Genomic DNA, 23434 nt, shown 5'->3' with positions numbered 1-23434 from the left:
CACCAATCGACGTCATATGGATCTGGGAATGTGGAAGCAGCGACCCTAAGCGGAACCGCTGGCCTGTTCGGTACCGCTATCGCCCGATGCATCGGCAAAGATCGACTTTACGCCGATTTCCGGTGGCTGGAATTCCGGAACAAGCTGACTGATCAGCTCAAGGGTTTTATGCGTGTTGCGATTGGTTGCGCTGTCTTCCAGTGCGTCAAACACCTGCCGGATCAGGGCATAATCAACAACACGCGGGCTTGCCAGCATCACACCGTCAGTCTCGGTCGGTGCGGGTGGTTCGCTGTCATGAAACAGTTCTTCATAAAGCTTTTCCCCCGGACGCAGGCCAGTCACCCTGATCTCGACATCCTTGCCCGGTTGCAGCCCTGACAACAGGATCATCTGACGTGCCAGATCAATGATTTTGACCGGCCGCCCCATATCAAGAACAAAGATTTTCCCGCCATCGGTCACACCATGACGTCCCAGCTCGGCTGATTGCAGAACAAGCTCGACCGCCTCGGCAATCGTCATGAAATATCGCGTAATACCTTCGTGGGTCACGGTCAGAGGCCCGCCAGCTTCAAGCTGGCGACGGAACAACGGTACAACCGATCCAGTAGAGCCAAGAACATTGCCGAACCGCACCGTGACAAAGCGCGTTGGCCCGCGCTGATCCGCCGGAAGGGTTTCAAGCGCCTGGCAGTAACATTCGGCCAGACGTTTTGATGCCCCCATCACATTGGCGGGGTTCACAGCCTTGTCAGTCGAAATCAGAACCATGGTCGAAACACCTGCCGCCCGACAGGCTTCGGCAACATTTCGTGTGCCAAGCGTGTTGGTCAGAATGCCTTCATTGGGGTTATGTTCGACCAGTGGCACATGCTTGTAGGCCGCAGCATGGAATACGATTTCCGGGTGATAGCGATCAAAAACCTGACCGATCCGGGTCCGGTCACGGACATCACCCAGAATGCTTTCGCGCGGCAAATCGGGGTATTTTTCCGCCATCTCCATATCGATGGCATAAAGATTATATTCCCCGGCATCGACAAGTCTGACGCTGGCCGGACCGTAAGATGCGATCTGGCGCACCAGTTCCGACCCGATAGAACCACCCGCACCGGTAATCAGAACCCGCTTGCCGCCAATCATCTCGCGCACGCGGTCGCGATCAAGGCGGGCCTGCGGACGCCCCAAAAGGTCTTCGATGGCAACAGGGCGAATTTGCAGCGGATCAGCCAAACCTTCGCGCAGATCACCAAGCTTTGGCAGGCGGGCCAACGTCATGCCAAAACGTTCGGCAATCTCGACCCATTTGACATTGTCTTCATGGCGCAGCGCATCACCGGTCAGAACCAGTCGGCGCGGCAGGCCATGCTTGCTGATTTCAAGCTTGTTGATGACCTCTTCAAGCTTGTCGACCGTTGCAAGAACATCCACGCCATGCATGTTGCGCCCGACACGCCCCTCGGTCAGCGACACAATACCGACAACCTTGAACGGCGTATCTGAGGAACGCTCGGTTTCACGAATAAAGGCCTCGGCCTCGTCACCTGCACCAATCAACAGGACCGGCAGACGGGTCGTTCCCTGACGCACCAGTGCCCGTGCAGTCGATTTATCCTTGGCAATTCGATAGGTCAGGCGCGACCCGCCCAGCAATGCCATCAACAGGAACCACTGAATGATTGGGGCCGAACGCGGCATCCAGTCAAGGCGCGAAGTCAAAAACAGCACAAGGAACAGAACCGCAACCGCGACCGAAACAGCCTTGGCAATACGGGTCAGATCATTGAGCGACGCATAGCGCCAGATGCCGCGATAAAGACCGAAATACCAGAATGATGCCGCCGCAATCAGTGTAAACAGGCCTGCCGAAAACAGAATGTTTTCCGTCGCATAGAAACGCACGCCATCGCCAACCCGCAGATACAGGGCCAACGGGAATGAAATTGCAGCCATGAAAACATCATGGGCAAAGGCAATATGGCTTCGCTGTAAAATGCGCGACATGCGGTCCCTAAACGGCAGTTTTCTATTTATTCAAAGGATATACCCGCTTGATACCGCGCGGATAAGGCTTTCTTTTCGCGCCCGCCCGGAAACAAGTCAAGCAATGCGCATCCGCGTCACCGCAATCACGGCTCCGACCGGCCTTTGACCGGCATGCGAACCATCATGCCAACCAGTGACAGGACAACGATCATCGCGGCAATTACCCGCATCCAGTCGGGTGTTTCACTTTGCGCAAAACACACCCCGATCAGGATCAGGTTGCTGATCGCGATCATGGTGGAAACCCGCGCATGGGAAAATCCGCGCTGGATGGCTAACTGATAGAAATGTTCGCGATGGGCCTGCCAGATTTTTTCGCGACGTAACGCTCGCTTGATCAGGGTAAAGGTCGCATCAAACAGGTAATAGGACGGCAGGATAAGCGCCACCACCCACGCCCCCCGGGATGCCAGATCCAAAAGCATCCAGCCCAGAACAAAGCCAAGCGGCACCGATCCGACATCGCCAAGAAACAGCTTCGCCGGATGCCAGTTCCAGATCAGGAACCCGATCATGATCGCAAGGATGCCAAGCCCGATATAGCCAAGTCCGATAAACTGCGGCAGCGGCACCAAAAGTGCGAGAATGAAAACGCCAAGTCCTATTGATCCGGCCTCGACACCGGAAATGCCATCAATCCCGTCCATGAAATTAAACAGATTGATGAACCAGACCCAGGCAAGCACCACCAGAACATGATCAAGCCAGATCGGTACAATCCCGCCCAGAACCGGCTTGTCGATGGCAAAGACACCAATAATCACCGCAACGAATTGCAGGGCAAAACGCACCGCCGCCGACAGATCATGGCGATCATCAAGCCAGCTTAACAAACCAAGACCGGCTGCTGCGGCCAACATCAGCCAGTGGCTGATCGCCGTAACGCCGGTATGGATAAAGACAACAGCAACCAGAATGATCAGAAGCGGGGTAACCGCCAATCCGCCACCGCGCGGGGTTGGCACCGCGTGACTGGACCGATGGTTGGGCATATCAAGGATCGCCTTGCGCCGCAGATAGTTCAAAACCACCCAGGTCAGCAACATCGAGCCAATCAGAAAGATGCTCGAAAAGGTCGCAAGTCCGGCGAAAGTCATCGTTTGGGCGCCCCTGTCCCTGATCGGTGTAAACTGATCCGTCTGGATTAGCCGGACAGCCCCCTGATCGCAAGGTTTTTCACCCTCAAATCAGGGCCGGATACAGGTTAATATGACCTGTCACACAAGGCTGCCATGCCGTTCAAACACACGCTTGATGCTTTACACTTGGCCATGGCGGCCTTAACTACACGAGACAACACGAAACCGGAGATATCCCTTTGACAGAACGTCGTTCCCGTCCAGCACTACGCAATGCCCCGCGCAAACAGCCGGTCGAGGCACCCGATCCGCGTATGCTTGCACTTAAAACATTGCAGGAATTGCGTGGCGGCGAAGTGACCCTGGACGAACTTCTGTCAAAGCATGGCTATGGCATGCCATCACTTGATCGCAATTTCCTGCGTCAGTTGCTTGGGACCACGCTGCGCCATCTGGGCGAAATCGATGCCGTTCTGGCCCCGCGTTATCAGCCGCCGCAAGACCGCGTTGCTGCGCGCCTGACCAACATCCTGCGACTTGGCGTCGCACAGCTGTTCTTTATGGACACGTCTGATTACGGGGCGGTCGACAGTACGGTCAATCTGGCCCGTGATGCGGGTCTGCACAAATACACCAAACTGATCAACGCAGTTCTTCGCGGATTGCAGCGTGACGGCTTTGAATGGCCCGAAGGTGTCGAAGACTGGCAGCTTAACATCCCGGCATGGCTGCGCGGATCGTGGAAAAAGGCCTATGGCGCCGAAACCGCACAGGCCATTGCCGAGGCAAGCCTTGGCCACGCCATGCTCGACCTGTCGATCAAGGATCGCAGCACCTCTGCCGAGTGGGCCGAAAAGATGGATGGCCTTGTTCTTCCGACCGGTTCGGTCCGCCTTGAAAGCGGTCGTCGTATTCGCGACCTTCCGGGTTATCGCGATGGCGACTGGTGGGTGCAGGATGCCGCCGCTGCCATCCCGGCAACCCTGTTTTCGGCCTATAAGGGCAAGACGATCTATGATCTTTGCGCCGCACCGGGCGGCAAAACCATGCAGTTGGCATCCCTTGGTGCCAGTGCGATTGCGGTTGATAAATCCGAAGGCCGCCTGAAACGCGTTTTTGAAAATCTTGAGCGCGTTGCATTGGGGGCGGCAGTTGTCACCGGGGACGCCACCGATCTGGCGCCCGATACCCCGCGTGCTGATGCGGTTCTTCTGGATGCGCCCTGTTCGGCAACCGGCACCATTCGCCGCCATCCTGATATTTTGTTGCGTCAGAATGACAAACTGATGCGCTCGCTTTTGCCAATTCAGACCAAACTGCTTAATCAGGCCGACAAGCTTCTGAATGTTGGTGGGGAGCTGATCTATTGTACCTGTTCGCTGCAACCCGAAGAAGGCGAACATCAGGTCAAATCATTCCTGGCCGATCATCCGAATTATGAACGCAAACCCATCACCGCCACGGAACTTGGCGGCTGGGACGAGGCCATCAACGATGCCGGGGAACTGCGTGTTCTGCCAATCCATATGCAGGATTTTGGCGGCATGGACGGCTTTTTCTGTGCCCGGCTTGTCAAAAAGGCCTGATTTCGAGTCAGAATAACCGCCAAACGCGCAAACAAGGCAGCCATGAGTCCCATTCGGGTGACAGGGCGTCCGATTTGGGTTATGAGAAGCCCGAATTTCCCATATCCCGCATTGCTTCAGGACCCGTGACGCATGACCACGTCGAATATCAAAATCGCACCTTCGATCCTTTCGGCCGATTTCGCCCAATTGGGCGTTGATGTCCGCGCTGTTGACGCAGCTGGCGCCGACTATATCCACATTGATGTTATGGATGGCCATTATGTGCCCAACATCACCATCGGCCCGGACGTGGTCAAGGCACTGCGCCCGCATTCCGACAAGGTGTTTGACGTGCATCTGATGATTGCGCCGGTCGATCCCTATATCGAAGCCTTCGCCAATGCCGGTTCCGATATCATCACCATCCACGCCGAAGCGGGCCCGCACCTGCATCGTTCGCTTCAGCTGATCAAGTCACTGGGCAAAAAGGCCGGTGTGTCGCTGAACCCGTCGACGCCGGAAAGTGTCATTGAATATGTCATGGACATGGTTGATCTGGTTCTGGTCATGACCGTGAACCCGGGCTTTGGTGGTCAGAAATTCATTCCGAGCCAGCTTGAGAAAATCAAGCGCATCCGCAAGATGATCGACGCGACCGGGCGTGATATCGACCTTGAAGTCGATGGCGGTGTGAACCCGGAAATCGCCCCGCAGGTCATCGCTGCTGGTGCAAACGTTCTGGTCGCAGGATCGGCAACCTTCAAAGGCGGCCCGTCCGAATATGCCAACAACATCAAGGCAATCCGCGGCGCGTAAATCGTAGAACGCTGATCACCTGAAATGACAAAAGGCCGGAGCATGATGCTCCGGCCTTTTTCATATCTTGATATGGACCATCGCCGATCAGAAATCGATACAGCGGCCCTTGTTTTCCCAATCGCCAAAGCGTGTTGGTTCCGGGCCTTTGGGACCACCGATTTCCCGGACCTTGGCAGCGGCTTCCTTGAACGCCTTTGCTTCGGCCAGTGCATTGATCGCATCTTGCGACAATTGCGGGGCAACGTCGGCACCAGCGATCTCGCCTGCCTGATCTGCCGGATTGGCATCGGCTTGCGGTTCGGCCTTTTCTTTGGGCGCGACATTATGAATGACGGTCTCGCGGAACTTTCCGGCCATCCGGTTTCTCCTGCTTTGCACGCTTGCGCGCTCTTGAATTCACATTTGCCAAAGAAATAGCGTCATCAGTCCCGGCCCGCAAGCTTTGGTCCGGCGCATCCGAACCGCACAAAACGCATGGGATTTCAGTCCTTTGGAATCAAACACTGAATCGCGATCCGCGCTTTGGCAAAATTTTGGGGAAAACAGACTCTTTCCGTGGGAGCCCAAAGCCGCTATTTCAGGCAGACGAGCAAAACAAGGAGAAACCATGCGTCCAATTCCCCAGCGTATCGCCGAAGAACTTTCGGTTCGTCCGGAACAGGTCATTGCCACCATCGAGATGCTTAATGAAGGCTCGACCGTTCCGTTTATCGCCCGTTACCGCAAGGAAAAAACCGGCGGGCTTGATGATACTCAGTTGCGTACGCTGGAAGAACGTCTTCGCTATTTGACCGAGCTTGAAGAACGTCGCGCATCGGTTCTTGAAAGCATCCGCGAGCAGGAAAAACTGACCCCGGAACTGGAAGCCGCGATTAACGAGGCTGACACCAAGACCCGCCTTGAAGACCTTTATCTTCCATACAAGAAAAAGCGTCGGACCAAAGCCCAGATCGCCCGCGAAGCAGGTCTGGAACCGCTGGCCGACAGCCTGTTCAATGACCCGACCCTTGATCCGGAAACCGAGGCTGCGAAATTCGTCGATGCTGAAAAAGGCGTCGAAGATACCAAAGCCGCCCTTGATGGTGCCCGTCAGATTCTGATGGAACGCTTTGCCGAGGATGCCGATCTGGTTGCCAAGCTGCGTAACCATCTGTGGAACGAAGGCGAAATCACCGCATCGGTCGTCGAAGGCAAACAGGCCGAGGGCGCAAAGTTTTCCGACTATTTCGAGCATTCCGAAAAAATCAAAACCTGCCCGTCGCACCGTGCGCTGGCCCTTTTCCGGGGTCGCAACGAAGATATCCTTCAGCTGAAACTGACCCTTGGCAAAGAGGATGAAGATCGTCCGCGCAGCCAGCCGGGCCGGGCCGAAATCATGATCGCTGCCCATGTCGGCATTGCCGATAAGGGCCGTGCGGCGGATAAGTGGCTGGTGGATACGGTGCGCTGGACCTGGCGTGTCAAATTGTCGCTGTCGATCGAGCTTGATCTGTTTGGCACCCTTCGCGATAGCGCCGAAGAAGGTGCGATCAAGGTCTTTGCCGACAACCTCAAGGACCTTCTCCTGGCGGCACCTGCGGGTCAGAAAGCCACCATGGGTCTTGATCCGGGCGTTCGTACCGGGGTTAAGGTTGCCGTTGTCGATGCCACCGGCAAGCTGGTGGATACCGCTACTGTCTATCCGTTCCAGCCGCGCAATGACGTCGAAGGTGCGATCAACACCATGGCGGCCCTTGCCGCACGCCATCAGATCGAACTGATCGCTATTGGCAATGGTACGTTCTCGCGCGAGACCGATGAGCTTGCCGGTCAGATGCTGAAACGTTTCCCGGCCCTTAAGGCCACCAAGGTCATCGTCAACGAGGCCGGGGCGTCGGTTTATTCCGCATCCCAGTTCGCCGCCGAAGAATTCCCTGATCTTGATGTGTCGCTACGTGGTGCGGCCTCGATTGCGCGCCGTTTGCAGGACCCGCTGGCCGAACTGGTCAAGATCGAACCGAAATCCATCGGTGTCGGTCAGTATCAGCACGATGTGTCTGAAACCAAACTGGCACGATCCCTTGATGCCGTGGTCGAGGATTGCGTGAACGGGGTTGGTGTTGACCTTAACACCGCATCCATCCCGCTTTTGACCCGCGTGGCGGGTCTGACCGAAACGCTGGCCCGCAATATTGTCGGCTATCGCGATTCAAACGGGGCGTTCCAGTCGCGTGCCGATCTAAAAAAGGTCGAACGTCTGGGGCCAAAGGCGTTTGAACAGTGCGCAGGCTTCTTGCGTATTCGCGGGGCACAGAACCCGCTTGATGCATCGGCCGTACACCCGGAAGCCTATCCGCTGGTCGAAAAGATCAGTGCCAAGGCATCCCGGCCGCTGGCAAGCCTGATTGGCGACTCGGCCTTTATCAAAACGCTGCGTCCCGAAGATTTCGCCGACGAGACTTTCGGTGTGCCAACCATCCGCGACATCATTGCCGAGCTTGATAAACCCGGTCGTGACCCGCGTCCGGAATTCAAGACCGCCAAATTCGCCGAGGGCGTAAATGAAATCAAGGATCTGCGCACCGGCATGAAGCTTGAAGGTACGGTGACCAACGTTACCAATTTTGGTGCCTTTGTTGATATCGGCGTGCATCAGGATGGCCTTGTCCATATCTCGCAGCTGGCCGATAAATTCGTCGATGACCCGCGTCAGGTGGTCAAGGCCGGTCAGATCGTTTCGGTCACCGTCATGGAAGTCGACGCACCGCGCAAACGTATCGGTCTTTCGATGAAATCGGCCCCGGATTACGAAGGCACGCGTGAACGCCGCAATGACACTGCCGGGGGTGCCCCGCGCGGTGGCCATGGTGGCGGACGCCCGCAACAATCATCGGGCCCGCGCAACAACACAGGCAATGCAAATCGCGGAAATGGCGGAAATTCCGGCGGTGATGCCGGGGGCGCGATGGCAGCTGCCCTTAAGGCCGCGATGGAACGTCGCAAATAACTGCAATCAACCATCGGGATGATCTTTCAAATGGCGGGATGGCCTGGGCTGTCTCGCCATTTTCATATTCAGGCACCAGGACCAACGGGATGAATTGACAGAAAGCGGATTAAAACCCATTTTGAGCACTCACCAAGGGGAGCCCCGTCAGGGGGCTGAGAAACTGCCGTGTGAAAATCAGCGCAGTGACCCGTTGAACCTGATCCAGTTCATACTGGCGTAGGGACGGTGTGAACGCGATTTTCCGGCGTTCTCCATCTTTCCGACTTCGAACTGGGTCTCCAAACGCACTTGAATTTGCTGCATTGGAGCCTCGACATGACGACTGATCTTTCCTCAACCGCCACCGCCCTGTTTGAAAAGATGCGTGCGACCAATCCGCTGGTCCATTGCATCACCAACTATGTCGCAATGAACTATGCCGCCAATGTCCTGCTGGCAGCCGGCGCATCGCCCGCGATGGTGCATACCCCCGAAGAATCCGGTGAGTTTGCCGCAATTGCCGGAGCTTTGACGGTCAATATCGGCACCCTGTCACCGCACTGGGTCGAAGGCATGATTGCCGCGGCCCAATCCGCCAATGTGGCTGTAAAGCCCTGGGTGCTTGATCCGGTGGCACATTTCGCGACCCGGTATCGCCGCGACGTTGTCGCAGAATTGCTGAAACTGAACCCGACCGTCATTCGCGGCAACGCGTCCGAAATCATCGCCCTTGCTGGCGGACAAAGTGCCGGTCAGGGCGTCGATAGTGGCGATCCCGTTGAACAGGCCGAAGGCGCTGCACGCGCCCTTGCCACAGCACAGAAGGCCGTTGTCGCAGTAACCGGCGAGATCGATTTTGTCACCGATGGCACCCGTGCGGTTCGTATTGCCGGTGGTTCGCCGCTGATGCCGAAAATCACCGCCATGGGCTGTGCGTTGACCGGACTTGTTGGGGCCTATGTCGCAATTGCCAAAGATCAGGCGTTTGAGGCCACTTTTGCCGCCCTGACCAATTTTGCCGTTGCCGGAAGCATTGCCGCACAATCCGCAAACGGCCCGGCATCTTTCATGACGGCCTTTGTTGACGGGCTTCATAATCTTGACGCCACAACCTTTAACGACACTGCACGCATTGAGGCCCTATGAAATCCTTTGATCTGTCGCTTTATCTGGTGCTTGATCCCGATCTGTGCCGCACCCATTCGATGGTTGAAACCACCATGGCGGCCATCGCGGGTGGTGCAACCATCGTGCAGCTGCGCGATAAAAAGGCCGGGACCGAGGGACTTATTCGCATTGGCCGGGAACTGATCGAAGCCATGGCTGCCACCGGAGTCCCGCTTATCGTCAATGACGATATCGAAGCCGCAATTGCGATTGGCGCAGACGGGCTGCATGTCGGTCAGGATGATTTGCCATCACAAATGGCCCGCGAACGACTGGGACGCGACAAGATCATCGGCCTTTCGATCGAGGATGAAACGGTCGCGCGCAAGGTCGACCCGGGCATTGTCGACTATGTCGGCATCGGCCCGGTCTTTGCCACATCAACCAAACCCGACCATAAACCCGCCATCGGATTTGATGGTCTGGCTGATCTGGTAAAGATCGCCGGTCTGCCTTCTGTTGCAATTGGCGGTCTGAAAAAAAATCATGTCGAACCGGTCTTTGGCGCCGGGGCCAATGGCATTGCGGTTGTATCGGCCATTTGCGGCCAACCCGACCCCGAAGGCGCTACCCGTGCCATCGCCGACGCGATTGCGGCACTGAAATAGCCCATCGATATCAATATCCTAAAGACAGGGTCGCGATTGCGCCGACGATCCTGAACGCTTTCACCCCCTGCCCGATCACCCTGTCTGGCAGGGGGTGATTTTGGGGTACGCGCATGGCTGCCCCTCGCGACTTGCACGAAACCGCACGGAAATGCCTCAATTGCGCCGCTAATTCTCCGGCTTCGGGGTGCATCTTGGTTTCATGAGAACGATGCACACAAGCGCGAGGGATGTCATGTTGAAATCTATGCGCAGCAAAAAGCCGGTTGCCATTGCCCTGATCTGTATCCTGACAGGAACAACAGCCGCTGTGGCTGCAATCCGGATTGCGCCGAAACCGACAACTGATAGCGTTACAATCAATTCTGAAAAACCGGCCGGTGAAGTCATCCTGACCCATCAGGACGGGACAATCGCGCTTGATCGGGACTGCCATACCTTTCCATGCAAGCTTGATATCTCGTCGCTGCCAACCGGCGAATATGCCGTCATGATTCGCAATGGCACCGATATCGAGCATCGCAATGCGCTTTATAAGGAATAGGACGTCACGCCTTAACGGGGCAACCGGGCCGATGTGACTCGAAACTCGAAATTTTTCGTCAAATCCCCGGAACGTTTCGGTCGCCCGACTGTTTAGCCTTCAGAAGGCGCAACACCATAGCCCTGCTTCTGCGACCTTATTCCGCGCAATAGCCCCGCAATTTTCCCACAATTACCAAGGGGTGCATTGCATAAGCGGCCCATCGACCTAGATAAAGGCCCAGAGGCATCCTCCCTGCCTAGGGAAATGATCCCTGCAACAAAGGTTTCCAACAGGTTGCACGGGATTTTCACTTTCACCCAAGGTGCAAAAAGGGATATGTTGCGTTACCGCACAGACCAATAATGAAAGTCGAGGAACTGTATCATGGCATTTGAACTCCCAGCACTTCCGTATGCATATGACGCGCTTGCACCGGTCATGTCGTCTGAAACCCTTGAGTTTCACCATGACAAGCACCACAACGCATACGTTGTGAACGGCAACAAGCTGCTCGAAGGTTCGGGCCTTGAAGGCAAGTCGCTCGAAGAAGTCGTTGTTGCATCCTATGGCGACGCTTCCAAAGCAGGCCTGTTCAACAACGCTGCCCAGCACTGGAACCATATCGAGTTCTGGCAGATGATGAAGAAAAACGGCGGCGGCAACATTCCGGGCGAACTGGAAAAGAAAATCGTCGAGGATTTCGGCTCTGTTGATGCCTTCAAGGAAGCCTTCATTCAGGCTGGCGTTACCCAGTTCGGTTCGGGCTGGTGCTGGCTGGCAATGGACAAGTCGGGCAAACTGGTTGTGACCAAAACCCCGAACGCGGAAAACCCGCTGGTTCATGGTCAGACCCCGCTGCTCGGTTGTGATGTTTGGGAACATTCCTACTACATCGATTACCGCAACGCGCGCCCGGACTATGTCAAAGCCTTCCTCGACAGCCTGGTAAACTGGGAATATGTCGCAGAGCGCTTCTCCAAAGCCGGCTAATCAGCCCTGCTTTGAGACAAGATTAAAGAAAGCGGCTCCTACGGGGCCGCTTTTTTTCTTGTTATTCAAGACAACTAGAACTGTAGTTATCGGGTTAGCGACAAATCGATTCCTAATTTGTCTTTGTATACACCAATTCGCTTTTTAGCCCGATCCACAACGTCTTCGTAGAAAAGAACCTCTTGATATAGTTCTCCAAGATTTTGTGAACTCTCGGGGTCTACTAATGGACTTGTACGGAAATAGCCCTTGCCAGTTGGAAATCTAGTCCAGCCCGCTATACGCAAAGGGTTCAACGTGTCGCCAATAATATACCCATAGAATTTTTTGATTCTGCCTTTAGATTTAGCAGCCAGTATATGAGCGTACTCAGACAAATCACCAATGTGATCATCCATGCTAACGCCGGGCGCCTTGAATTCAATAATTATCGCCGATCCCTCTTCACTGAAGAGAGCAATATCTGGTCGTAGCTTTGAATTATCGTCCGTTCTTTTTGCAAGGATTTTTTCAAATGCAACATCAATTTCTGGATCGAATAACGGCGAGCCGTCCTCCCACTCTATCTGCGCAAGTGGTTTATCCGATGAAATATACTCGTAATAGTGGTATTCCTCATTCAGCAGCCAAATGTCATGATCTGCTACTTCTTTGCTATCCTTCTTCATCGGAAAGAAAACGCTATGAATGATTTTTTCGTCCTTGCGACGGCCCTCAACGTCAGGTGCTTGAAAATTCAGTTGCTTTCGGTGGGCTAAACTCAAGACCTCTACGATCGCGGCCCTTCTCACAACCAACTGAGACAGGTTGGCCATATCAAAGTTTTTCAAAGACGCAGTATACATCCAAGAAAGGTCATTGATCTTCTGCCTAAAATCCTCCGAATCTGGCTCCAGATTGAGAATCTCATCCTTTAAATCAACTATGCTTTCTGTCTCAACGACAACCCTTTCCTGATACTTCTTCAATACTCGATCAACTACAGAATGCGCAGTATCTCCGTACCTCACCCTTGTACCAGTATCAGCAAGCATTTTTTCAGAAATGCCAAAGTGCTTGGCAGCACTTTCCATCACTTTTTCTTTATTCCAATCAGGAGGTGTAACGAACTCTGCAATGACGTCGTCAATTACGTCGTAAATGTCTTGATAAGAAATTGGAGCACCTGACACCAAGTCACCACCTTCCAGCTCTTCTGGAAGGTCGTCGAAATCATCTCGCTGCTCATTTACACGATCATCAAGAAAATCGCCCTCAATCAAAACGATATGATGGAATTTCCCAACAGGATTATTCTGTTCAGCTTTGGTTCGGAGATATCTCTTCGTGATGTCTTTAACAGGTGAGGACTTCGCACAAAAGGCAATGGCATTTTTTGGGAGATCGTATGCATTCTTATCTAACTTATAATGAGATACCTTGAACTGCTGTTCAATTTTGATCTGCTCTCCGGTATGAGGATCGCGCTCCTTGACCATAACCGTACGAGTTTCTGAGACCGAGGGTAGGTCTGATTTTCTCAATGAGGCCGTGGCAGGATTACCGTCCTTACCAACCTTTGTTTCAAAAGTGATTTTGAAATCGCCAATTTGCTCATCAAGACCAATCAATCTTTGAAGAAACGATACAAGGACAGACTTTTTTAGAGAGCTCGCCGAAAAAATCTCGGATAAATCCTGCGCCAAGAATTTTCTATTCCGCGCAGTCTCCTTCAAATCTGATAAAGTGATGACCGTTCCGCTTCTAGTGGCGTCCGATGCTGAGGTAGAGAACATCTCGGGGCTAATCTGCTTATGGTCTTCATGAAAATCCAGAGTTCTTTGCAGAAAAACACCTTCTTCCTCAAAAATAGAAACAATATTCACGAGGGAGAAGTGATGGAAGTATTGAATTCTACCAGAACCCTTGCACTTTCCGATTCCAATTACATTCAAATCATCTTTGTACGAGGTGTCTTTGGTTAGAAATGCGAGAGCCTGATCTTTACCGATCCCACAACCATTATCGCTACATGTTATTTGGCAATCGTGCGCTGCTGCACCTAGCAAATCAATGCCCCAAAATTCAACCTTAAAGTGCACTTCTAATGGTTCAGCACTAGGATTGTCGTGCTTGCGAATTAAGTACGAATCTATTGAGTTTGACAAAAGCTCATCAAAGACAACGTAGGGATTTGAACTAAGTTTAGTGTTCTTAAGGCTTCCACGAACATCTAGCATGCAAAAATCTCTCGGGGATCACAAAACAACCAGAAATAATATGCTCTGATTATTCCAGCACTCGGCCGCATTGCGCAATGCAATTTAAACAACACCACCTTCTATCACAAAATCTGCTGATTAAAGCTGCTGCAGTCATAAAGAAACAAAAAACCCCGTCGGCGAACCGACGGGGTTTGGGTCGAACCTGATCGGGCGAGTGATCAGATATCGAATTTGATGCCCTGAGCCAGCGGCAGCTCGCGGGAATAGTTGATCGTGTTGGTCGCACGACGCATGTAACCTTTCCAGGCGTCCGAACCGGATTCACGACCGCCACCGGTTTCTTTCTCGCCACCGAACGCACCGCCGATTTCTGCACCCGACGGGCCGATATTGACGTTGGCAATACCGCAATCGGAACCAACAGCCGACAGGAACAGTTCGGTTTCGCGCACATCGGTCGAGAAGATGCAAGATGACAGACCCTGCGGCACACCGTTCTGAAGCGCGATGGCTTCTTCAAGGGTTTCATAGGTCATGACATAAAGGATCGGAGCAAAGGTCTCGTTACGGACCGTCTCGGTCTGAGCCGGCATTTCAACCACAGACGGGCTGACATAGAAGGCGTTCGGATATTCAGATTCCAGAACGCGTTCGCCACCATGCACAACGCCACCATCTTTCTTGGCATTGGCAAGGGCAGTCTGCATGTTGTTGAAGCTGTCTTCGTCGATCAGCGGACCAACAAGGGTGCCATCGGCAAGCGGATCACCGATTTTGACCGACTTGTAGGCAGCAACGATTTTCGGAAGCAGCTGATCCTTGATGTCCTTGTGAACGATCAGACGACGAAGCGAGGTGCAACGCTGACCACAGGTACCAACAGCCGAGAACACAACCGCGCGAACGGTCATATCAAGATCGGCTGACGGGGTTACGATCATGGCGTTGTTGCCGCCAAGTTCCAGAATGGTGCGGCCAAAACGTTCGGCAACACGCGGGGCAACTTCGCGGCCCATGCGGGTTGAACCGGTTGCCGAAACCAGTGCCACGTCGTGGCTGTCGGTCATGGCTTCGCCGATCTTGCGATCACCGATCACGATCTGATGCAGGCCTTCGGGCGCGTCACCGAATTTCGCCAGTGCCTTTTCAAAGATTTTCTGGCAGGCAAGGGCGGTCAGCGGGGTCTTTTCCGACGGTTTCCAGATCACGGCGTTACCGCAAACCAGCGCAAGCGCGGTGTTCCAGGACCAGACCGCAACCGGGAAGTTGAACGCCGAAATCACGCCAACGACACCCAGCGGATGCCAGGTTTCCATCATCTTGTGGCCCGGACGTTCGGATGCGATGGTCAGACCATAAAGCTGACGCGACAGACCGACTGCGAAATCGCAGATATCAATCATTTCCTGAACTTCGCCAAGACCTTCCTGATAGATCTTGCCGCATTCAAGCGACACCAGACGACCCAACGGTTCCTTGGCAGCGCGCAGTTCTTCACCCAGAAGACGGGCCAGTTCACCGCGACGCGGACCCGGAACCTGACGCCATGCACCGAATGCCTTTTTGGCATTGCTGATGATGTCGGTCATCTCCGCCGGATCGGTTTCAGCAACAACCGCAATCTCGGACCCGTCAACCGGGGTCTGAACCTTAAGGGTGCCATTGGCGATCTCGGCGTCAGTCAGACCAAGCTCGGTCAGGATGGATTTGAAACTCACAGTAAAACTCCCTTCTTTTTAAACTTTCCGGTGATCACCACCGGCCATTCCGTTTGATATCGTTCCGCGATCTATGCGACTTGCGCCACCTTGGGCAGAAGCTTGGCGATGATGGCAAAGGCCTCATCAACCTGATCGAACGGAATGGTCAAAGGTGCCAGCAGGCGCACCACATTGGCGTGTTCACCACTTGGCATTAACAATAGCCCGCTTTCACGCGCCAGTTGCAACAGGCTTTGCAGACGATTGGGCGACGGTTTGCCATCATCTGCAATCATCTCGAAGGCGCGCATTGCGCCAATTCCGCGCATATTGCCGATCACATGCCCGCCGGGCAGATCGCGCAACCATGCGATATGGGTCGCGTATTTTTCGCCAAGCTGCTTGGCACGACCCAGAATGTTTTCAGCTTCGAGCACCTCGAACACACCGGTTGCAGCCGCGCAGGCAACCGGGTTACCCGAATATGTCCCGCCAAGACCGCCCGGTGCGAGTGCGTTCATCACATCCTCGGCCCCGGTGATCGCGGCCAGCGGGAAACCACCGCCAATCCCCTTGCCCATGACAAGGATATCGGGGGCCACACCGGCATGCTCGATGGCAAACATCTTGCCCGTGCGCGCAAACCCAGACTGGATTTCATCGGCAATCAGAACCATGCCGTTTTCATCACACAGACGACGCAACGCCACAAGGAATTCGCCGTCACAGGCGCGGAAACCGCCCTCACCCTGAACCGGTTCGATGACGATGGCCCCGACCGATTTGGGATCGGCAGAAACCGCAAACAGTTTGGCGATGGCATTCATCGCATCCTCAACCGATACACCGGTTTCCGGGCAAGGATATGGCAGATGCCAGACCGGCCCCGGAAGCGGCCCAAGACCGGTTTTATAGGGCTTTGTCTTGCCGGTCAGTGCCAGGGTCGCAAGGGTTCTGCCATGAAACGCCCCTTCAAAGGCGATCACCCCGGGCCGGCCGGTAAAGGCGCGGGCCAGTTTCAGGGCGTTTTCCATGGCCTCGGCCCCGGAATTGGTCAGCATCGACTTTGCCGGGCCTTCAATCGGACAGTTTTTCGCCAGCCAGTCGGTGACCGCGACATAGGGTTCATGGGGCAGCGCGTTAAAGCAGCTATGGGTAAAACGGTCGCACTGGGCGATCACACGATCCATCACAACCGGGTTGCGATGGCCGACAGTCAAAACACCGATCCCGCCGACGAAATCGATATAGCGATTGCCTTCGCTATCCCAGGCTTCAGCATTCAGTGCGCGATCAAGATAGACCGGGTGCACATTGCGCACCCCGCTCGAAACCGAGACGGTCTGACGATCACGAATGGAAGCGCCGAGAGTTTCAGCAGTTTTGTTAGCATCATCACGGGGCATTGGGGCCTGCTCCGACCATTGGTTTAAGTATCTGATTTCGCATGTTCGTTACGAAATCGAATTAAATAACGTTAAGTTCGAGAACCGGGGCATTATCCCGGATGCGCTCATAGCCGAAGACCGACAGATCAAGGGTCTGATAGCCGCCCGTAGCGACGAGCTCGGCAATACCGCGACCAACCGCCGGGCTTTGCTGCAACCCGTGGCCCGAGAAACCATTGGCAAAGACAAAGTTCTTCACATCGGTATGACGGCCAAGGATCGCGTTCTGATCAAGCAGGTTATAGGAATAATGACCGGCCCAGGCATTAACGACCTTGATCGCCTCAAACCGTTCGCAACGCTCATACAGGCCCGGCCAGATGATGTCGTCAAACAGGCTGTGATCGACTTCGAAATCCCAGCATTCCGGATCACGATCTTTGGGCGGTGCAATCCCGGTGATGAAAAACTCACCTTCAGGACGGACATAAAGCCCGCTCGGATCGATCAGCATCGGACAGGTCGCGGTAATGTCGGCAGCATCGCGGCAGTTAAATACGAAAATGCAGCGTTTGCGCGGTTCAACCGGAATTTCAAGACCAGCCATTTTTGCAACCCTGGACCCGCCGGTTCCGGCCGCATTGATCAGGGTGCCACAGCCAAACCGACGCCCGTCTTTCAGGACAACACCGGTAATCTGATCGCCTTCGCGGGTGACTTCAACGACTTCGCCGTCGATATATTCGGCACCGCGACTGCGGGCCTGTTTGCGGAAAGACTGCATCAGGGAATAGGCATCAAACCAGCCTTCGCCCGTGCGGCCCCAGCAGCCAGCCGACAGATCGGATGTATTCATCCACGGATATTTGGCTGCCAGTTCATCGGGTTCCATCCAGACGATATCAGCACCAAATTCTGTCTGGGTCGCGTGGTTCTGCTTGAGGATGTCACGGCCCTGATCGGTTGCCAGAATAAGATAGCCCTTTTCATGCAGGGCAATGTCAACTTCGGGATCAAGGTCGCGCTTCAGATTGCGCAGGAACTCGATGCCATAAGCCGACATTTCGATATTGACCGGGGTCGAAAATTGCTGACGGATCGACGCTGCCGAAAGGGTCGTCGAACAGAATTCGTAATTGGGATCTTTTTCAATCACCAGAACCCGGCCCTTGAAATCATCCCGGCCAGTCAAATGCCATGCGATGGAGCTGCCAATAACCGCACCACCGACAATGATCACATCATAATTTGCGTCAACAGAACCCATTCTCGCCTTCTACCCGATAAATTGTTGAAGCCTTCCGGCCGCTTTCATCCCGGACATTTTATGGTTGGTGCGCTGGATGCAATCCCTGTCCGGAACGGGGAGACATCCTTCCGAAACATTACAAACTGATCACATTCCAGCGCGATGGCCCTTGGCCTGAACGCTTCATATGGTGGCGCGAGGAGGCTTGGAACCGTTTAAAACGTTACGCCTTGGCTGAACAGCAAACAAACGATATATTCGCACCATATCATTCCATTTTGTTATGAACCGGAATTTCCATGCGCCGCTTCCTGCCGTCCCTGACTGCCTTGCAATTCTTTGAAAGTTCGGCCCGTCATCTGTCCTTTACCCGGGCGGCCGAGGAACTTAACGTCACGCAAAGCGCGATCAGCCGTCAGATCAGAACGCTTGAGGAATATCTGGGACGCGATCTGTTTCGCCGGGTCAAAAAACGCCTGAAACTGACTGCTGCGGGCGAAGCCTATGCCGCACAGGTGCGCGATCTTCTGGACCGGGCAGAGGCCGCAACGCTTCAGGTCATGGCCTATTCCGATGCGGGCGGGATGCTCAATGTCGGGACGTTGCCAACATTTGGTGCGCGCTGGCTTGTGCCACGTCTTGGCGATTTCAAGGCAACCTGGCCGGATATCCAGCTTAATCTGATCACCCAGACGCGCGAGTTCAATTTCGACCGCGAAGGCATCGATATCGCGATCCATTTTGGCGATGACAATCTGCCCGGATGCGTGTTTCACCGCCTGATGGGCGAAACCCTGATTGCGGTTTGCGCACCCAAGCTGCTTAAGGAAAATGACGATCTGCCGATTGCGCGTGAAAGGGTGCGCAACTGCACGCTTTTGCAACATTCCACCCGCCCACGCGCCTGGCAGGACTGGCTGGCGGCAACCGGCGTTGCCGTGGTCGACGAGCTTGCCGGACCAAGGTTTGAACATTTCCACATGGTCATTCAGGCCGCCGTCGCCGGGCTTGGATTGGCGCTATTGCCGGAATTTCTGGTGCGCGAAGAGCTTGAAAACGGGCGGCTCGTTGCCCCCTTTGATGTCTCGATCCCCAATCATCACGCCTATTACGTTGTCTATCCCAAGGAAAAGGAAAACAACTTTGCCGTCCGCGCCTTTCGCGACTGGCTGGTTGCGACCTGCAAGGCCGAACAGAAAGAACGCGGATCATCATCAGGCAACGCCGCCTGATCAGACCGCCTGACTGACCAGAACATGTCCGCCCTTGGGATCCTCAATCGCGCGGATCGGACTTTTGAACACCGCTGACAGCAAGTCGGGCTGCATGACGTCTGCAACGTCTCCCTGCGCCACGATCTCGCCGGACTGCAAAACAGCGACCCGGTCGGCATAGGCCGTGACCTGATTGAAATCATGCAGGATCATCAAGACCCCGACATTGTTTTCGTGGGCTTCACGTCGCGCAACGGCCAGCAATGCGTGTTGATGGGAAACATCCAGCCCCGCTGTGGGCTCATCAAGCAAAAGGAACCGGTCAGAACCACACTGCGGGTCATGCACGGCATCTGATGTCACATCAAATCCACCCATTCCCCAGATTTGCACCAGGGCACGGGCCAGATGGACGCGCTGTTTTTCCCCGCCGGACAAGGCCGGATAGGGCCGATCTGCAAGATGATTGATATCGGCAACAGCAATCGCACGGGCCACCAGTTTCTGATCAAGCTGGCGCGTCGAGATTTTCCGAAACGGCGCACGGCCCAAGGCAACCACATCACGCACACCGAACGGGAATGTCATTGAGGCGGCTTGCGGCATTACCGCCCGCCTTTGCGCAAGGTTCAGGGCCGACAAGCTGGATATATCCTGCCCATTTTGCATGACGCACCCTTTGGCTGGTTGGTATTCACCTGCCAGCACACGCAGCAATGTGGATTTCCCGGCACCATTGGGGCCCAGAATTGCCAATACTTCCCCCGGCGCCAAAGCCAGCGAAATATCACGCAGCAAATGGCGGCCACGCGCCACAAAGCTCACGTCCTTTGCCATCAGGCTCATAATCTGCGCCTTTTCTTTTCACGCATCAGCAATCCAAGGAAGAACGGCCCGCCAACGATCCCCGTTACCAGACCAATCGGCAATTCTGCCGGCAATACAATGATACGGGCCACAGCATCCGCCCCGGTCAGCATGATCGCCCCGCAAATTGCAGATGCAGGCAACACATACCGGTTATCCGGCCCGGTCACTAGCCGCACCAGATGCGGGGCCACCAACCCGACAAACCCGATAATGCCCGACACAGCAACCGCTGCACCCACAACCAATGCCGTGGCAACGGTTGCCCGGCGTTTAAGATGTTCGACCTCGACACCAAGATGGCGTGCCTCGGCCTCGCCCAGCAAAAACAGATTAAGCGGTGTTCCCAGCGTCAGCAAATAAACGATGCCCAGGGTCATAATGATCATGGCGGGCATATCGGTCGGGCCGTTTCCGGCAAGCGCCCCCATCTGCCAGAATGTCAGACTACGCAACTGCGCATCGTCGGCCATATAGGTAAAGACACCAACACCGGCAAATGCCATGGCATTGATCGCCACCCCGATCAGCAACATGATTGCGGCATCGGTTTGCCCATCCTGGCGAGACAGAACCCGAATAACCGCCGTTGCAATGACCGCACCGCCAAATGCGGCAACCGGCACACCATAAGGCCCGATCACCGTATAGAAACTGCCCAAAATGATGTGACCGGCAACAATCATGGCCACCGCCCCCAAAGCAGCACTGGCAGACACCCCGATGATACCCGGATCGGCAATGGGATTGCGAAACAGGCTTTGCATCACCGCCCCGGCAAGACCAAGCCCGCCGCCAATCACAATGGCCCGCAGAATACGGGGCAAGCGCAAGGTATCAAGAACACGGGCATCAAATGCATCAATACCAATGCCGGAAATACCGATGCGATGGGCCAGATGCGCAAGCACATCACCCGACGCGATCGGTGCACCACCAATCCCGAGTGAAATCAGGACCGCACTTGCCAGCACCAACATCATGAGGACAAGAACCACCACAGGTCGACGAACCGGCCCGAACTGCCGCAGCGATGATGCCATCAGCTTCACCGTTTTCATCGACCCTGTTCTTGCTTGTGCAGAAATGCCGCCACATCGCGGATTTCAGACGCGGATTCCGGCCCGAACCCGAGTATCGTTGACGATGAAACTGTCAGAACCCTGCCATTTGCCACGGCCTTGTTCAGCCCCAGAACCGGATCGGTTTTAAGGCCTTCGAAGCCGCCATATTGATCAACGGTCGATTGCGGCAGCAATACATAATCAGACTGATCTGCGGCGATGACTTCGGCTGATACCGGTTTGAAGCCGTCAAATTCTGCCATCGGATTTCGACCGCCAACCAGATCAATGATTTCTGCAGCTGTCGTATGGTTCCCGGCCGAAAGCGGCTTACCGTGACCAACCGCCATCAGGAATATGATGCTTGGGCGGTTCGGCTCGACTACGGCCCCCAGATCGGCAATATCGGCACGAATCTTTTGTGCAAGTGTTTGCGCCTCGACAACACGCCCCAGCGCCGCGCCCGCAATGGCAATCGCATCGGGCAGATTTTTCATCTCGTCGAGTGATGGCAGTTTGACAATCGGTATCCCCAGATCACCCAGTTCCTGCAACACATTTTCCGGACCTGATTTCTCGACTGCGACAATCAGATCGGGCTTCAGGCTGATGATCCCCTCGGACGCCAGTTGGCGCATATAACCAACCTTTGGCAGGACTTCGACCACCTCCGGTCGGGTACTGGTGGTATCGGTTGCAATAACGCTGTCACCGGCACCAAGCGCAAAGACAATTTCGGTCGCCGGGGCCCCGACCGTGATTACACGGCCGGGACGCTCGGTGCCATGGGCATTCGCACCAAGCATGGCGAAGCTGAAAATGGCACATAGAATTGTGGTAAAGCTGCGCATCATCTACCCCGCAAGAGCATGCTCTTTGGCGTTAAAACGCGGCAGATCTTCTGCAAGCTTCTGCCATTCCGGATTCTCGGGATCCTTGGGTACACGTTCGCCGCAGAAGATCGCAAAGTTATTGAGATCTGCGTCATAAAGCTCAACCGTGGTGATCACACCTTCGCGGACAGGTTTACGGACAATCCATGCCTCGGCAATCATGTCCATACGCAGATGCAGGGTGAAACGCGGGTCCATGACATTGATCCAGTCCCCCATCTCGCGGATGGTTTTGACCGGACCGGTATGGATCTGTATGGCACCGGCATTGCCAACAAACACCATGATCGGCAAACCGCTTTCCGATGCTGATTCCAGCATGGTTTTAAGCGCATCATTGCTCAGCCGTTCGGCAAATTCGGTCCCGACAAGACGCAGCCCCTGCTGTCGTCCGACATTGAAATCTTTCAGCAACCCGTGGAACTGATGCACATCGGTCATCTTGCGCCAATGGGCACGAAGATTATCCACATCGACCTCTTCATCCTTGCGCGTCACGGCTTTGGGCAACGGCGCCAGGGTTTCGATCCCCGGTTCCTGATTTTCCGCTCGGAATTCATCTACCAGCGCATCATATCCGGCTTCGTTCGATTTGGCGGTCAGGAAGATCTTGTGAATCGCCTGGCCTTCATGATCAAAAAACTGCAGGCTGCGACGGCGTCCTGCGCGCGGATTGTTGGTTTCTACCGCAAATCCATGGCCCCAACGCCCCAGAAACAGGCGAAGGTCTACATCACCATTCAGCACCAGTCCCATTTCACCATTGATGCTGACCGCCCCGAACGTTCCGATCTTTTCATGAACCACACTTGGATTGCGGGTCAGAATCTTGACCTCGCCCAGTTCTTCAAGACGTTTGATCAGGTCACCCCAATCCACATCCAGACGAATAACGTTTTTCCCGGTACCGGCTGCAACCAGTTCACCCTCGGTCAAACCAAGTTCTGATGCGATATCGACGGCATAACCTTTGGCTTCACCGGCAGAAAAGGCCGCCCAGGCTTCTTGTGATGTTTTGAAATTGTTTTCATTCATGGCGTTTTTATACCTCCTGAAAGATCAGACGATGCAAGACACGCAT

The 23434-nt window shown here is 54.7% G+C and carries 19 protein-coding genes and 1 riboswitch; of the genes, 8 read left to right on the top strand and 11 right to left on the bottom strand.

What is annotated here, in order from left to right; all coding sequences use genetic code 11:
• Positions 1-45 precede the first annotated feature (45 nt).
• The gene (locus WA318_RS02705) at positions 46-2007 is read right to left on the bottom strand and encodes a polysaccharide biosynthesis protein (protein ID WP_336079903.1); all 1962 of its coding nucleotides are present in this window, start codon (positions 2005-2007) and stop codon (positions 46-48) included.
• A 125-nt stretch (positions 2008-2132) separates the two neighbouring features.
• Positions 2133-3146, bottom strand: a complete 1014-nt coding sequence (locus WA318_RS02700; RefSeq protein ID WP_336079902.1) for an MraY family glycosyltransferase — start codon at positions 3144-3146, stop codon at positions 2133-2135.
• 221 nt (positions 3147-3367) lie between these two features.
• Between WA318_RS02700 and WA318_RS02695 the strand changes: the two genes are divergently transcribed.
• Both WA318_RS02695 and rpe read left to right on the top strand, forming a co-directional pair.
• On the top strand, positions 3368-4714 hold the full coding sequence (locus tag WA318_RS02695; RefSeq protein ID WP_114096540.1) for an RsmB/NOP family class I SAM-dependent RNA methyltransferase: 1347 nt from the start codon (positions 3368-3370) through the stop codon (positions 4712-4714).
• Positions 4715-4846: 132 nt separating this feature from the next.
• Positions 4847-5512 (top strand): ribulose-phosphate 3-epimerase, encoded by a 666-nt coding sequence (gene rpe, locus WA318_RS02690; protein ID WP_114096539.1) that lies wholly within the window; start codon positions 4847-4849, stop codon positions 5510-5512.
• An 87-nt stretch (positions 5513-5599) separates the two neighbouring features.
• Here the strand turns inward: rpe and WA318_RS02685 are convergent, their stop codons facing one another.
• Positions 5600-5872 (bottom strand): DUF1674 domain-containing protein, encoded by a 273-nt coding sequence (locus WA318_RS02685; protein WP_336079901.1) that lies wholly within the window; start codon positions 5870-5872, stop codon positions 5600-5602.
• A 250-nt stretch (positions 5873-6122) separates the two neighbouring features.
• Here WA318_RS02685 and WA318_RS02680 point away from each other — a divergent pair, with 250 nt between their 5' ends.
• From WA318_RS02680 to WA318_RS02660, 5 genes are all read left to right on the top strand, one after another.
• Positions 6123-8501 (top strand): Tex family protein, encoded by a 2379-nt coding sequence (locus WA318_RS02680; protein WP_336079900.1) that lies wholly within the window; start codon positions 6123-6125, stop codon positions 8499-8501.
• Between the two features lie 125 nt (positions 8502-8626).
• Positions 8627-8744: riboswitch (TPP riboswitch) on the top strand.
• A 75-nt stretch (positions 8745-8819) separates the two neighbouring features.
• Complete coding sequence (gene thiM / locus WA318_RS02675; RefSeq protein WP_336079899.1) at positions 8820-9629, top strand: hydroxyethylthiazole kinase; 810 nt, start codon at positions 8820-8822, stop codon at positions 9627-9629.
• Positions 9626-10258: a thiamine phosphate synthase gene (gene thiE, locus WA318_RS02670; RefSeq protein WP_336079898.1), complete on the top strand. Its 633-nt coding sequence runs from the start codon at positions 9626-9628 to the stop codon at positions 10256-10258. Before thiM ends, thiE begins: the two co-directional genes overlap by 4 nt.
• A gap of 235 nt (positions 10259-10493) precedes the next feature.
• A complete protein-coding gene (locus tag WA318_RS02665; protein ID WP_258548584.1) occupies positions 10494-10802 on the top strand; it encodes a hypothetical protein in 309 nt (102 codons plus the stop codon).
• A gap of 366 nt (positions 10803-11168) precedes the next feature.
• Positions 11169-11774, top strand: a complete 606-nt coding sequence (locus WA318_RS02660; protein ID WP_114096533.1) for a superoxide dismutase — start codon at positions 11169-11171, stop codon at positions 11772-11774.
• 86 nt (positions 11775-11860) lie between these two features.
• On the opposite strand, the gene WA318_RS02655 is transcribed toward WA318_RS02660, so the two are convergent.
• The 4 genes from WA318_RS02655 to WA318_RS02640 form a co-directional block, all read right to left on the bottom strand.
• Positions 11861-13993: a hypothetical protein gene (locus WA318_RS02655; RefSeq protein WP_336079897.1), complete on the bottom strand. Its 2133-nt coding sequence runs from the start codon at positions 13991-13993 to the stop codon at positions 11861-11863.
• Between the two features lie 203 nt (positions 13994-14196).
• Positions 14197-15696, bottom strand: coding sequence for an L-piperidine-6-carboxylate dehydrogenase (gene amaB, locus WA318_RS02650; RefSeq protein WP_181850138.1), 1500 nt, complete (start codon positions 15694-15696; stop codon positions 14197-14199).
• Between the two features lie 71 nt (positions 15697-15767).
• On the bottom strand, positions 15768-17084 hold the full coding sequence (locus tag WA318_RS02645; RefSeq protein WP_336079896.1) for an aspartate aminotransferase family protein: 1317 nt from the start codon (positions 17082-17084) through the stop codon (positions 15768-15770).
• 61 nt (positions 17085-17145) lie between these two features.
• Positions 17146-18333, bottom strand: a complete 1188-nt coding sequence (locus tag WA318_RS02640) for an NAD(P)/FAD-dependent oxidoreductase (RefSeq protein WP_336079895.1) — start codon at positions 18331-18333, stop codon at positions 17146-17148.
• Between the two features lie 281 nt (positions 18334-18614).
• On the opposite strand from WA318_RS02640, the gene gcvA reads away from it, so the two are divergent.
• On the top strand, positions 18615-19547 hold the full coding sequence (gene gcvA / locus WA318_RS02635; RefSeq protein WP_336079894.1) for a transcriptional regulator GcvA: 933 nt from the start codon (positions 18615-18617) through the stop codon (positions 19545-19547).
• Here the strand turns inward: gcvA and WA318_RS02630 are convergent, their stop codons facing one another.
• Genes WA318_RS02630 through WA318_RS02615 form a run of 4 tightly spaced genes read right to left on the bottom strand, consistent with a single transcriptional unit; the run spans position 19548 to position 23388 of the window.
• Positions 19548-20375, bottom strand: coding sequence for a heme ABC transporter ATP-binding protein (locus WA318_RS02630; RefSeq protein WP_336079893.1), 828 nt, complete (start codon positions 20373-20375; stop codon positions 19548-19550).
• The gene (locus tag WA318_RS02625) at positions 20372-21457 is read right to left on the bottom strand and encodes a FecCD family ABC transporter permease (protein ID WP_258548583.1); all 1086 of its coding nucleotides are present in this window, start codon (positions 21455-21457) and stop codon (positions 20372-20374) included. The genes WA318_RS02630 and WA318_RS02625 overlap by 4 nt, the downstream gene beginning before the upstream one ends.
• The gene (locus WA318_RS02620; protein WP_336079892.1) at positions 21454-22314 is read right to left on the bottom strand and encodes a heme/hemin ABC transporter substrate-binding protein; all 861 of its coding nucleotides are present in this window, start codon (positions 22312-22314) and stop codon (positions 21454-21456) included. Before WA318_RS02620 ends, WA318_RS02625 begins: the two co-directional genes overlap by 4 nt.
• On the bottom strand, positions 22315-23388 hold the full coding sequence (locus WA318_RS02615; protein ID WP_336079891.1) for a hemin-degrading factor: 1074 nt from the start codon (positions 23386-23388) through the stop codon (positions 22315-22317). It abuts the gene before it with no gap.
• Positions 23389-23434 lie beyond the last annotated feature (46 nt).

Origin of the sequence: Thalassospira sp. CH_XMU1448-2, from assembly GCF_037027285.1 — a bacterium.
Taxonomy (GTDB): Bacteria; Pseudomonadota; Alphaproteobacteria; order Rhodospirillales; family Thalassospiraceae; genus Thalassospira; species Thalassospira profundimaris_C.
The sequence above is the reverse complement of the archived record's forward strand: the minus strand, read 5'-3'. Positions and strand labels throughout refer to the sequence as shown.